The sequence below is a fragment of the Nocardia sichangensis genome (assembly GCF_047200615.1).
Lineage (GTDB): Bacteria > Actinomycetota > Actinomycetes > Mycobacteriales > Mycobacteriaceae > Nocardia > Nocardia sichangensis.
The window spans coordinates 333,281-347,981 of the sequence record NZ_JBJZOK010000003.1; the positions used below are offsets into that span (position 1 = coordinate 333,281).

The following is a 14,701-nucleotide window of genomic DNA, read 5'->3' on the forward strand; positions in this document are numbered from 1 at the left end:
AGGTGATCGTGCCCGCCGAGGACATCGCCCTGGATCTGCGTCCCGTGGCGGTGGACCCGGCGCGGTTGATCGAGACGGTGACCGAGTTCGTCACCACCGGATTCGACGTGGCCGAACAGGTTCCGCTGCGCACCCGGCTGTACGCGGCCGGGCCGGACGAGCATGTGCTCGTCGTGGTGGTGCACCACATCGCGGCCGACGGTTTCTCGATGGGACCGTTGACCCGCGACGTGATGGCCGCCTACACCGCGCGCAGCACCGGCAGCGCCCCCGGCTGGGCGCCGCTGGCGGTGCAGTACGCCGACTTCGCGGTGTGGCAGCGCGAGATCCTCGGGTCCGAGGACGATTCCGACTCCCTGCTGGCGAAGCAGGTCGCCTACTGGCGGCACGCGCTCGACGACATCCCCGACGAACTGGCCCTGCCCACCGACCGCCCGCGTCCGGCCGTCGCCTCGCACCGCGGCGCGACGTTGCACCGCGAGCTGTCCGGTGAACTGGTCGCCGCGCTCGAGGAGATCGCGCGGCAACGCGGCGCGTCGCTGTTCATGGTGATGCACGGCGCGCTGGCGGTGCTGCTGGCGCGGCTGTCGGGCAGCGACGACGTCGCGGTCGGCACCCCGGTCGCGGGCCGCGGCGAGGCCGCGCTCGACGACCTGGTCGGCATGTTCGTCAACACGCTGGTGTTGCGCACGGGAATCGAGCCGGGCGAGTCGTTCGCCGACCTGCTCGGCCGGGTGCGCCGCACCGACCTGGACGCCTACGGCAACGCCGACGTGCCGTTCGAGCGGCTGGTGGAACTGCTCGCGCCGGAGCGCTCGCAGGCCCGCAACCCGCTGTTCCAGGTGATGCTGGCGTTCCAGAACTTGGAGCGCACCACCCTGGAACTGCCGGGGCTTTCGGTGTCGGCGCTGGACCTGGAAGAGAACGTCGCGCGCTTCGACCTGCAGTTCACCCTCGCCGAGCGCGGCGAAACCGGTTCCGGCGCCATGGCTTTGGCGCTCACCTACGCCACCGAGCTGTTCGACGAGTCGACCGCCGCGGCCATCGTGGATCGCTGGGAGCGTGTGCTCGCCGCGGTGGCGGCCGATCCGTCGGTCGCCGTCGGCGCGATCGACGTGCTCGACGCCGCCGAGCGCGCCGACCTGGTCGCGCGCACCGGCGCGCCCGCCACGCCCGCGCGGACGCTGCCGGACCTGATCGCCGAGGCCGCCGCCATCGATCCCGAGGCGCCCGCCGTGGTGTTCCAGGGGAGAAGTGTGTCCTATGGCGAGCTGGACGCGCGGTCCAACCGCTTGGCCCGCTTGCTGATCGAGCGCGGTATCGGCACCGAGGATCTGGTGGCGGTCGCCGTGCCGCGCTCGGACGAGTCGTACTTCGCCGAGTGGGCGGTGTCGAAGTCCGGTGCCGCGTTCGTGCCGATCGACCCGGCCTATCCGGCCGACCGCATCGCGCACATGGTCACCGACTCCGGTTCCCCGATCGGCCTGACCGTGGCCTCGGTGCGCGCCGAACTGCCGGAATCGGTCGAGTGGCTGGTGCTCGACGAGCTGGATCTCGACGGGTTCGACAGCGCCCCGGTGACCGACGCCGATCGGGTGCGCCCGGTGCGGCCGGAGCACCCCGCCTACGTCATCTACACCTCCGGTTCCACCGGCGTACCCAAGGGCGTCGTGGTCACCCACGCCGGTCTGGCGAACTTCCGCGACGAGCAGAACGCCCGCTACGACGTCGACTCCGACACGCGCGCACTGCATTTCGCCTCGCCCAGCTTCGACGCCTCGATCCTGGAGTTCCTGCTCGCGATCGGCCGCGGCGGCGCCCTGGTGGTCTGCCCGCCCGGCGTGTACGGCGGCGAGGAACTGTCCGAGCTGATCCGCGCCGAGCGGGTCACGCACGCCTTCATCACCCCGTCGGTGCTCGCGTCGCTGGATTCGGCCGCGCTGGCAGGCATGCGGGTGATCGTGGCGGGCGGCGAGGCCGTGCCGGCCGATCTGGTCACCAAGTGGGGTGGCGCGCCGGACGGTTCGGGCCGCCGCTTCCACAACGGTTACGGCCCGACCGAGACCACGATCATGACCAACATCAGCGACGCGCTCGCGCCCGGCGACCGGGTCACCATCGGTGGCCCGACCCGCGGCATGCAGTCGCTGATCCTGGACGCCCAGCTCAGGCCCGTTCCGGTGGGTGTCGCGGGTGAGCTGTATCTGTCGGGCGTCCAGCTGGCGCGTGGCTACCACGCCCGCCCCGGCCTGTCCGCGGAACGGTTCGTCGCCAACCCGTACGTGCCCGGCGCGCGGATGTACCGCACCGGCGACGTGGTGCGCTGGACCCGGGTCGGGCACTCCGCAGGCTCCGCGCCCGCTGGAGGAGTCGAATCCCTAGTTGTCGAATACGTAGGCCGCTCCGACTTCCAGGTGAAGGTGCGCGGTTTCCGCATCGAACTCGGCGAGATCGACGCCGCGCTCGCCTCGCACGAGACCGTCGACTTCGCCGTCACCGTGGGCCACAAGAGCGCCGCGGGCGCCGTGTCGCTGGTGTCGTACGTCGTTGCCGCGCAAGGTCATTCGATCGACGTCGCGGCGCTGACCGCGCACGTCGAGGAGCGCCTGCCCGCCTACATGGTGCCCTCGTCGATCATGGTGATCGACCATGTGCCGCTCACCCCGGTGGGCAAGCTGGACCGTAAGGCGCTGCCGGAGCCCGTGTTCGCGACCGAGGTCGTGTTCCGTGCGGCGCGCACGCCGGTCGAGCAGACCATCGCGGAAGTGTTCGCCGAGGTGCTCGGCGTGGAGCGGGTCGGCGTGGACGACTCCTTCTTCGCGCTCGGCGGCGACAGCATCGTCTCCATCCAGTTGGTGTCGCGGGCCAAGGCGCGCGGCGTGGTGTTCACGCCGCGGCACGTGTTCGAGCAGCGCACGGTGGCGGGTCTGGCGTCGGTCGCGGAGACCACCGAGGCGGCCGAGGCGTCGGCGACGACGCTGGCCGAGCCGCCCGGCGGCGGCATCGGCGCTATGCCGTTGACGCCGGTGGTGCGGTTCATGGCCGAGCGGCGCGGCTCGTTCGGCCGGTTCAATCAGACGCTGGCGCTGGAACTGCCGATCGGCATCGACCGGGCGGGCATCGCCGCGACGGTCGGCGCGGTCATCGATCGCCACGACATGCTGCGCGCGAGCCTGCGCCGCGACGGCGACGACTGGGTGGTCGAGACCGCCGCGCCGGGCACGGTCGCGGTGGACGCGCTGATCGATCGCACCGAGTTCGACGCGAACGTCACCGACGCCGACCTGGTCGAGATCGCCTCGGCCGCACTGGACGAGTCGCTGGACCGGCTCGATCCGGCCGCGGGCGTGGTCATCCGGTTCGTCTGGCTCGAGCCGGATTCCGCCGAGCGCGCCGGACGCCTGATCGTCGTCGCCCACCACTTGGTGGTGGACGGCGTCTCCTGGCGCATCCTGGTGCCCGACTTCGTCGCCGCGTGGGGGCAGCGCACCGCCGGGCAGACGCCCGAGTTGGTCGCCCCGGCCACGTCGATGCGGGCGTGGGCGCACGCGCTGGAGCGCGAAGCGGTCAGCCCGGAGCGGGTGGCCGAACTGGACTACTGGCGTTCGGTGGTCGGTACGGCCGATCCGCTGCTGACCGAGCGTGCGATGGATCCGGCTCTCGACACCTCGGGCGTCATCGAGAAGCATCAGGTCGAGGTGTCCGCCGAGGTCACCAAGGCCCTGCTCACCACGGTTCCGGCGCTGTTCCACGGCGGTGTGAACGACGGCCTGCTGACCGCGCTGGCGCTGGCCACCGCCAAGTGGCGGGCGCGGCGGGTGGCCGCTCGCGGCGAGGATTCGCTGCTGATCCGCTTGGAGGGTCACGGCCGCGAGGAAGACGTGGTGCCGGGTGCGGATCTGTCGCGCACCGTCGGCTGGTTCACCGCGATCTACCCGGTCGCCTTCGACCTGTCCGGCATCGACGTCGATGCCGCGTTCACCGGCGGTCCCGCGCTGGGCGCGGCCGTGAAGGCGGTCAAGGAGCAGTTGCTGTCGGTGCCCGACAAGGGCATCGGCTACGGCCTGCTGCGGTACCTGAACACCGAGACCGCGGCCGAGTTGCCGCGTGAGCTGCCCGGCCAGGTGAGTTTCAACTACCTCGGCCGCGTCTCCGAGGGTGACGTGCCGGAGTCGCTGCGCGGCTTCGGCTGGATCCCCGCGCCGGAACTCGGCGCGCTGGGCGGGGCCTACGACGCGGACATGCCCGCGATGGCGCCGCTGGACGTGAACGCGATCGTGGTCGGCGACAAGCTGACCGCCAACATCGGCTACCCGTCGACCCTGCTGTCGGCCGCCGAGGTGCGCGAGTTCGGCGAATTGTGGACCGCGGCGCTGGAAGCTGTCGCGGGGCACGCCAATTCGGCGGGCGCGGGCGGGCATACACCGTCGGACTTCGCGCTGGTGCGCAGCACGCAACGCGATATCGACGTCTGGGAGCGGCGCTTCCCGGCGCTGGCCGACGTGTGGCCGCTGTCGGCGTTGCAGGCCGGTCTGTTGTTCCACGCCCGCCTCGCGGCGACCTCGGTGGACGTGTACACCGCCCAGGCGGTGCTGACGCTCACCGGCCGGGTGGACGCCGCCCGGTTGCGCTCGGCCGCACAGGCTCTGGTGGACCGCTACGAGAACCTGCGCACGGCGTTCGTCAGCGACCACGACGGCAACCCGGTGCAGATCGTGCTGGACAGCGTCCGGGTGGCGTGGGCCGAGCACGACCGGATCGAATCCGGTGCGGCCGACGACCTGATCGAGGCCGATCGCATGAGCCGGTTCGACCTGGCCGCGCCGCCGCTGATCCGCTTCACGCTGATCCAGGTCGCGGCCGACCGCTGGCAGTTCGTGGTGTCCAACCACCACATCCTGCTCGACGGCTGGTCCATGCCGCTGCTCATGCGGGATCTGCTGGTGCTCTACGCCGCGCACGCGGACGTCTCCGCGCTGCCCGCGGTGCGGTCCTACCGGCACTTCCTGGACTGGACCCGGCAGCAGGATCAGGCGGCGTCGCTGGCCGCGTGGGCGCACGCGCTGCGCGGCGTCGGCGAGCCGACCCTGCTGGCGCGGCCGGACGCCGGTCGCGAGATCACCTCGCTGTCCGGCGAGTACTTCTTCGACCTGGACGAGGCGACCACCGCGCGGCTGACCGCGCTGGCCGGCTCGCTGGGCGTCACCCCGAACACCGTGCTGCAGACGGCGTGGGGCATCCTCGTCGGCCGCATGACCAGCCGCGACGACGTGCTGTTCGGCACCACCGTCTCCGGTCGTCCCGCGCAGCTGTCCGGCGTGGAGGCGATGGTCGGCTTGTTCATCAACACCGTGCCGGTGCGGGTGCGTTTCGATCCGTCGGAGTCCGTGCGCGACCTGCTGGTCCGCACTCAGGGCGAGCAGGCCGACCTGCTCGACCACCACTACGTTGGCCTGGCCGACATCCAGGCCGTCGCGGGCGTCGGCGGGCTGTTCGACACCCTGGTGGTGTTCGAGTCCTACCCGGTCGACGCCGCGGGCTTGCAAGCGCAGGCGGCGAACATCGACGGCATGGCCGTGGTCGGCCTGGACGCGGCCGACGCCACGCACTACCCGCTGACCCTGATCGCGCAGCTGGATTCGCGGCTGCGGGTGCGCGCGGGCTACCTGCGCGACCTGTTCGACGAGCAGACGGTGCGCCGCATCGCCGACCGCTTGGTCCGGGTGCTCACCGCGATCACCGCCGAACCCGATGCGGTGGTCGGCGACATCGAGTTGCTGGATGCCGCCGAGCGCGAGCTCGTGGTGTCCGGGTGGAACGACACCGCGCATCCGGTGGACACCGGCGCGACGTTGGTGTCGATGTTCTACGACCAGGTCGAACGCACTCCGGACGCGACGGCGGTCACGTTCGAGGGGACAAGTCTGTCCTACGCCGAGTTCTCTTGGCGGGTGAACCAGCTGGCGCGCTGGCTGATCGCGCGCGGTGTGGACGCGGAATCGTTTGTGGCGCTGGGTATGCGGCGCTCGATCGATTTGGTGGTCGGCATGTACGCCGTCGCCGTGGCCGGTGGTTCGTATGTTCCGCTGGACCCGGATCACCCGGCCGAGCGCACGGAATACATCCTCGGCACGGCCGACCCGGTGTGTGTGCTGACCTCCGGTAGCGATCTGGACATCGACACCGCGCAGGTGCGCATCGATCTGCTCGATCTGAAGGGTCTGTCCGAGGCCCCGGTCACCGACGCGGATCGTCGTGCGCCGCTGCTTCCGTCGAACACCGCGTATGTGATCTTCACGTCGGGTTCGACGGGTCGTCCGAAGGGTGTGGCGGTTTCGCATGCCGCGATCGTCAACCGCCTGGTGTGGATGCAGACGGCCTACCAGTTGACCGGCGCTGATGTGGTGTTGCAGAAGACTCCTGCGACCTTCGATGTGTCGGTGTGGGAGTTCTTCTGGCCGTTGCAGATCGGTGCCCGCCTGGTCGTGGCGAAGCCGGACGGTCATCGCGACCCGGCCTACCTCGCCGAGATCATCAGCGCCGAGAAGGTGACCGTCACCCACTTCGTGCCCTCGATGCTCGCGGTATTCGTCGCCGATGCCGCCGCCGCGCAGTGCGATTCGCTGCGACTGGTGTTCGCCTCGGGTGAGGCGTTGCCGCCCAAGCCCGCGCACCGGTTGCGCGAGCTGACCGGCGCCGCGCTGCACAACCTCTACGGCCCGACCGAAGCGGCGGTCGACGTCACCTTCCACGAGGTCGTCGACGCCGACACCGAGACGGTGCCGATCGGTGCTCCGGTGTTCAACACGCAGGTGTTCGTGCTGGACGCGCGCTTGCGTCCGGTCCCCGTTGGTGTCGCGGGTGAGCTGTACCTCGCGGGTGTTCAGCTGGCGCGGGGTTACGTCGCGCGCCCGGATCTGACGAGTGACCGGTTCGTCGCCAACCCGTACGGGGAGCCCGGCGCGCGGATGTACCGCACCGGCGACCTGGTGGCGTGGACCGAACACGGCGAGCTGGAGTACCTGGGCCGCACCGACTTCCAGGTGAAACTGCGTGGTCTGCGTATCGAACTCGGGGAGATCGAGCAGGCGCTGACCGGCCTGCAGGAAATCGCGCAAGCCGTCGTCGTGGTGCGCTCCGACGCGCACGCGGGCGATCAGCTCGTCGCGTACGTCATCCCCGCGCCGGACGCCGCGCTGGACACCGACCTGGTGCGCGAGGACCTCGGTCGGCAGCTGCCCGCGTACATGGTGCCGTCGATCGTGATGGCGCTGGAGGAGTTCCCGCTCAACGCTTCGGGCAAGCTGGACCGCAAGGCGCTGCCCGCGCCGGTGTTCGAGGCCGCGGTGTTCCGCGCGCCGACCACGCCGGTCGAGGAGATCGTCGCCGCCACCTTCGCCGACGTGCTCGGCCTCGAGCGGGTGGGTCTGGATGACGACTTCTTCGCCCTCGGCGGCAACTCGCTGTCGGCCACCCAGGTCGCCGCCCGGCTGTCGGCGGCGCTGGACACCGACCTCGGCGTGCGTGAGCTGTTCGAGGCCTCCACCGTGGTCGCTTTGGCGGCGCGCGCGGAGACCAAGGCGGGTGTGGGCGGTCGTGCGCCGCTGGCGCCGCAGCAGCGGCCGGAGCTGGTGCCGCTGTCGCTGGCCCAGCAGCGCATGTGGTTCCTCAACCGCTTCGATCCCGACTCGGCGGTGGACAACATCCCGGCCGCGGTGCGGCTGTCGGGCCTGCTGGACCGGCAGGCGTTGCAGATCGCCGTCGCCGACGTGCTGGCCCGCCACGAGTCGCTGCGCACCTTCTACCCCGAGGTGGACGGCGCGGCGCGGCAGCAGATCGTGGCCACGGCCAAGGTCATCCCGGACCTGACGCCGGTCGACGTCACCGAAGCCGAACTGCCCGAGCGGCTTTCGCGGCTGATCGGCACGGCCTTCGACGTCACCGCCGAGGTGCCCTTCCGCGCCAGGCTGTTCGAGATCAGTCCCACCGAGCACGTGCTCGCCCTGGTGGTGCACCACATCTCGGCCGACGGTTTCTCCATGGGCCCGCTGACCCGCGACGTGATGACCGCCTACGGCGCCCGCGTCGACGGCGGCGAGCCCGCCTGGCGTCCGCTGGAGGTCCAGTACGCCGACTTCGCGCTGTGGCAGCGTCAGGTGCTCGGCGCCGAGGACGATCCGGCTTCGGTGATCGCCGAGCAGATCTCGTTCTGGTCGGACTCGCTGCGCGGGCTGCCCGAGCAGCTGGATCTGCCGTCGGATCGGCCGCGTCCCGCGGTCGCCTCCGGTCGCGGCGCCACGCACGTCTTCGAGATCGACGCGCAGACCCACGCTCAGCTGACCGAGCTGGCCCGCACCAGGGGCGCGACGCTGTTCATGGTCGCGCACACCGCGCTGGCCGTGCTGCTGTCGCGGCTGTCCGGCGAGGACGACATCGCGATCGGCACTCCGGTCGCCGGACGTGGCGAGCGCGCGCTCGATGACCTGATCGGCATGTTCGTCAACACTCTCGTGTTGCGGACCCCGGTCCAGTCCGGTGCGACGTTCACCGAGTTGCTGCGTGCGGTGCGCGCCACCGACATCGCCGCGTTCGGGCACGCGGACCTGCCGTTCGAGCGGCTGGTGGAGATCCTGAACCCGGCGCGCTCGCAGGCGCGGCACCCGTTGTTCCAGGTGATGCTGTCGTTCCAGAACACCGGCCAGAACAGCCTGGAGCTGCCCGGTCTGACGGTGAGCGGTGTCGAATTGCCGATCGACGTCGCCAAGTTCGACCTGCAACTGGTGCTGTCCGAACGCGACGCCGAGAATTCCGCGGGCGCGAACCCCGCGGGCATCGCGGCCGAGCTGATCTACGCCACCGACCTGTTCGACCCGGCCACCATGGCCGAGTTCGGGCGGCGCTTCGGCCGGTTGCTGAAGGCCGTCGCCGCCGAGCCGGACCGCCCCATCGGCGATCTCACACTGCTGGACGAGCCGGAGACCGAACAGGCGCTGCGCGGCTGGAACGACACCGCCCGCGACCTCGGCCCGGCGAGCACGCTGGTCGAGGAGTTCGCCGCGCAGGCCGCGGCGACGCCGGACGCGGTCGCGGTGATCGATCCGGCCACCGGGACGCAGCTCACCTACGCCGAATTCGCCGCGCGCGTGCGGCGATTGGCGCGTCGACTCATCGAAGCCGGTGTGGGTCCTGAGACGCTGGTCGCCCTGGGCCTGCGCCGCTCGGTGGACCTGGTCGTGGCCGCTTACGCGGTGCAGGCGGCGGGTGGCGGCTACGTGCCGCTGGATCTCGACCAGCCCGCCGACCGCGTGCACTACGTGCTCGACTCGGCCGACCCGGTCTGCGTGCTGACCACCGCGCGCGACGCGTTCGACGGCGCGGGCCGCGCGACGCTGCGCATCGACGAGCTGGAGTTGTCCGGTTACGCGGACGACCCGGTCACCGACGCCGAGCGCATCGCGCCGCTGCGCCCGCAGCACCCGGCGTACGTGATCTTCACCTCCGGCTCCACCGGCCGCCCCAAGGGCGTCGCCGTGCCGCACGCCGCGGTCGTCAACCAGATCCGCTGGATCACCGGCGAATACGGCATCGACGCCGACGACGTGGTGCTGTTCAAGACCCCCGCCACCTTCGACGTGTCGGTGTGGGAGCTGTTCGGCCCGCTGAGCACCGGCGGCCGGATCGTGGTGGCGAGCCCGGACGGGCACCGCGACCCGCAGTACCTGGCCGAGGTGATCGCGGCCGAGCGGGTCACGATGACCTCGTTCGTGCCGTCGATGCTGAGCGTCTTCGCGGCCTGGATCGACCCGGCCGACGCCGACGCGCTCGCCTCGCTGCGCACGCTGTTCGTCGCCGGTGAGGCGTTCACAGCCGACGCGGTGGTGGCGATCCGCCGCGTGAGCGACGCCGCGCTGTACAACCTGTACGGACCTACCGAGTTCACCGTGCACGCCACGCACGCACCTGTAGCCGAGCAGGTGGACGGGGCGGTGCCGATCGGCCTGCCGGTGTGGAACGCGCAGGCGTACGTGCTGGATTCGCGTCTGCACCCGGTGCCTTCGAACGTCGCGGGTGAGCTGTACCTCGCGGGCGATCAGTTGGCGCGCGGCTACTTCGGTCGCACGGACCTGACCGCCGATCGCTTCGTGGCCAACCCGTACGGCGCGCCCGGCGCTCGGATGTACCGCACCGGCGACTTGGTGCGCCGGGACGACACCGGCGCCATCGAGTACCTGGGCCGCACCGACTTCCAGGTGAAACTGCGTGGTCTGCGCATCGAGCTCGGCGAGATCGAGACCGCGTTGACGGCGCACGAATCGGTCGCGCAGTCGGTCGCGCTGGTGCGTTCGGACGCGCGCACCGGCGACCAGCTGGTGGGTTATGTGGTGCCGGCGAACGGCGCGACGGTGGACGTCGAGGCGTTGCGCGCGCATCTGTCCGCGCAGCTGCCGTCCTACATGGTGCCCGCCGCGATCGTGGTGCTCGACGCCATGCCGTTGAACCCGAACGGCAAGCTGGATCGCCGCGCGCTGCCCGAGCCGGTCTTCGAGGCGCGGGAGTTCCGCGCGCCGTCCACGCCGGTGGAGGAGATCGTCGCCGATGTCTTCGCCGAGGTGCTCGGCTTGGCACAGGCGGAACGCGCGGTCGGCTTGGACGACGACTTCTTCGACCTGGGCGGCAACTCGCTGATCGCCACCCAGGTGGTGGCCCGACTCGGCGCCGCGCTGGACACCAGGATCCCGGTCCGCACGCTGTTCGAGGCGCCGACCGTGGCGGCGTTGGCCGTGCGGGTGGAGGCGCACCAGGGCACCGGCCGCCGCCGGGAACTCGCCGCGGGCCCGCGCCCGTCGAAGATCCCGCTGTCGCTGGCCCAGCAGCGCATGTGGTTCCTGAACCGGTTCGACAACCAGACCGCGGTGAACAACATCCCGCTCGCGGTCCGGCTCACCGGAACTCTGGACACCGAGGCGCTGCGCCAGGCCGTGGCCGACGTGGTCGACCGGCACGAGGTGTTGCGCACCGTCTACCCGGAGACCGCCGACGGCCAGGGCGTGCAGGTCGTGCTGCCCGTCGGGCACAGCGCGGTCGATCTCACCCCGATCGAGGTGTCCGAGGCCGAGATCTCCGAGCGGATCAGCGAACTGGTGCTGACCGGCTTCGACGTCACCGCCGAGGTGCCGGTGCGCGCCGCGCTGTTCCGCATCGCGGGCTCGATGGACGGCTCGCAGCCCGACACCCACGTGCTGGTGTTCGTGGTGCACCACATCTCCGGCGACGGCTGGTCGGTGCGCCCGCTGGCACGCGACGTGATGGTGGCCTACTCGGCGCGTTCGCGCGGCGAGGCGCCCGCGTGGGCGCCGCTGCCGGTGCAGTACGCCGATTACGCGCTGTGGCAGCGCGAGACGCTGGGCTCCGAGGGCGATCCAGCCTCGCTGATCGCCCAGCAGGTCGCGTTCTGGTCCGACTCCCTGGCCGGGCTGCCGGATCAGCTGGATCTGCCGTCGGACCGGTCGCGTCCGGCGGTGGCGTCCAACCGCGGCGGCGTGTACGAGTTCGCGCTCGACGCGCAGCTGCTGCGCGAGCTGAACGCGCTGGCCCGCGCGAACGGCGCCAGCCTGTTCATGGTGGTGCACGCGGCGTTCGCCGCCTTGCTGGCCCGGTTGTCCGGCAGCGACGACATCGCCATCGGCACCGCGGTCGCGGGCCGTGGTGAGGCGGTGCTCGACGACGCCATCGGCATGTTCGTCAACACGCTGGTGCTGCGCAGCGCGGTCGATCCCGCGATCGCGTTCACCGAATTGCTTGCGCGCACAAAGGACACCGACCTCGCGGCGTTCGCGCACGCGGACCTGCCGTTCGAGCGGCTGGTGGAGATCCTGAACCCGGCGCGTTCGCAGGCGCGGCATCCGCTGTTCCAGGTGATGCTGTCGTTCCAGAACACCGGTGAGGCCACCTTCGAGCTGCCCGGCCTGGAAGTGGCCGGGGTGCCGCTGGACGTGGTGACCGCCAAGTTCGACCTGCACCTCAACCTCGCCGACCGGTTCGACGCCTCGGGCTCGGCCGACGGCATGACCGCCGAATTCGCCTACGCCACCGACATGTTCGACTCCGACACCATCGCGGGCGTCGCGTCGCGGCTGGTGCGGATGCTGACGGCGATAGCCGCCGATCCGTCCGTGGCCGTCGGCGATGTCGAGTTGCTCGACAGCGTCGAGCACACCGAGGTGCTCGAGCGGTGGAACGACACCGCGCACCCGGTCGACCCGGACGCCACCCTGGTGTCGATGTTCGCCGCGCAGCTGGCGCGGACCCCGGACGCGACCGCCGTGACGTTCGAGGGGACGAGTCTGGCCCACCCGTCGCCCGACCACCACCCCTCATCGAGTCACTACGTGACGCTGACGTATGCCGAGTTCGCCGCAAGGGTGAACCGCCTGGCCCGGCACCTCATCTCGCTGGGCGTCGGCCCGGACTCGATGGTCGCGCTGGGCATGCGCCGCTCGATCGACCTGGTGGTCGGCATGTACGCGGTGAGCGTCGCCGGTGGCGCGTACGTGCCGCTGGATCCGGACCATCCGGCCGACCGCACCCGCTACGTGCTCGACACCGCGCAGCCGGTGTGCGTGCTCACCACTTCGCGCGACGAGTTCGACGCCGGCGCTACCCCGGCGATCGAGATCGATGTTGTCTCGCTGGCCGGGTACTCCGACGAGCCGGTCACCGATGCGGATCGCCGTGCGCCGCTGCGCCCGTCGAACACCGCGTACGTGATCTTCACCTCCGGTTCGACCGGCCGCCCGAAGGGTGTGGCGGTCTCGCACGCGGCGATCGTCAACCGTCTGGTGTGGATGCAGGACGAGTACGGCCTCGACGACACCGACGTGGTGTTGCAGAAGACCCCGGCCACGTTCGACGTGTCGGTGTGGGAGTTCTTCTGGCCGTTGCAGGTCGGCGCGCGCTTGGTCGTCGCGAAGCCCGACGGCCACCGCGACCCGGCCTACCTCGTGCAGGTCATCACCGGCGAGCAGGTCACCACGGCGCACTTCGTGCCGTCGATGCTGTCGGTGTTCGTGGCCGAGGAACGCGCCGACGAATGCACCAGTCTGCGCAACGTCTTCGCCTCCGGTGAGGCGCTGCCCGCCGCCACCGCGCAGCGGATGCAGGAACTCACCGGCGCGCTGCTGCACAACCTGTACGGCCCGACGGAGGCCGCGGTCGACGTCACCTATCACGAGGTGACCGAGGCCGACACGGTGTCGGTGCCGATCGGCGCTCCCGTGTTCAACACCCAGGTGTACGTGCTGGATTCGCGCCTGCACCCGGTGCCGGTGGGTGTCGCGGGTGAGCTGTATCTCGCGGGCGTGCAATTGGCCCGCGGCTACGTCGCGCGTCCCGATCTGACCGCTGACCGGTTCGTGGCCAACCCGTACGGCGCGCCGGGCGAGCGGATGTACCGCACCGGCGACCTCGTCTCCTGGACCGACAAGGGCGAACTGGAGTACCTGGGCCGCACCGACTTCCAGGTGAAGCTGCGCGGTCTGCGCATCGAGCTGGGCGAGATCGAGTCGGCGCTCACCGCGCTGGACTCGATCGCCCAGGCCGTGGTCGTGGTGCGCTCGGACGAGCGGCTCGGCGACCAGTTGGTGGCGTACGTCATCGCGACCGCGGGCCGCTCGGTGGACATCGAGGGCGTGCGTTCCGAGCTCGGCGGCGAGCTGCCCGCCTACATGGTGCCGTCGGCGTTCGTCGTGCTGGAGGCGTTCCCGCTGAACGCCTCCGGCAAGCTGGACCGTAAGGCGCTGCCCGCGCCGGTGTTCGAGGCCAAGGTGTTCCGCGCGCCGTCCACCCCGATCGAGGAGATCGTGGCGGGCACCTTCGGTGACGTGCTCGGTGTCGCGCGGGTCGGCCTGGACGACGACTTCTTCGAACTCGGCGGCAACTCGCTGCTGGCCACCCAGGTGACCGCGCGGCTGGGCGCCGCGCTGGACACCAGGCTCGCGGTGCGCGACCTGTTCGAGGCCTCCACCGTGGTGGCGTTGGCCGCCAGGGTGGAGCGCAACGCCGGGTCCGGCCGGAACCGGCCACGCCTGGAGGCGGGGGAGCGCCCGGCGCGCATCCCGCTCTCGCCCGCGCAGCAGCGGTACTGGTTCCTCAACCAGTTCGACACGGCCACTTCGGCGGTGGACAACATCCCGCTGGCCGTCCGCTTGTCGGGCACGCTGGAGGTGGCCGCCCTGGAGCAGGCCATCGGCGACGTGTTCGCCCGCCATGAGGTGCTGCGCACCACCTACCCGCGCTCGGCGGAGGGCCCGCACCAGGTGATCCGCCCGGCCGACCGGTCCGCTGCGGCGCTCACCCCGATCGACGTGGCCGAGGACGACCTGCTCGGCGCCGTCATCGGGTTCGCGCTGACCACCTTCGACGTCACCGTGGAGGTGCCGTTGGCGGTGGCGCTGTTCCGCATCGCGGACAACGACCATGTGCTGGCGTTCACCGTCCATCACGTCGCGGCCGACGGCTCCTCGATGGGCCCGCTGGCGCGTGACGTGATGGCCGCCTACGTGGCCCGGGTCCAGGGCGAGGCGCCGCAGTGGCAGCCGCTGCCGGTGCAGTACGCCGACTACGCGCTGTGGCAGCGCGCGGTGCTCGGATCCGAGGACGATCCGGAATCGCTGGCCGCGCAGCAGGTGGCGTACTGGCGCCA

The 14,701-nt window shown here is 71.1% G+C and carries 1 protein-coding gene (only partly in view); it reads left to right on the top strand.

This entire window lies inside a single protein-coding gene on the top strand: locus tag ACL03I_RS06045, encoding a non-ribosomal peptide synthase/polyketide synthase (RefSeq protein ID WP_412805316.1). The 43,833-nt coding sequence extends 16,408 nt beyond the window's left edge and 12,724 nt beyond its right edge, so the window shows coding positions 16,409–31,109 (codon 5,470, partial, through codon 10,370, partial); the first complete codon in view begins at position 3. Both codon boundaries (start and stop) fall beyond the window edges.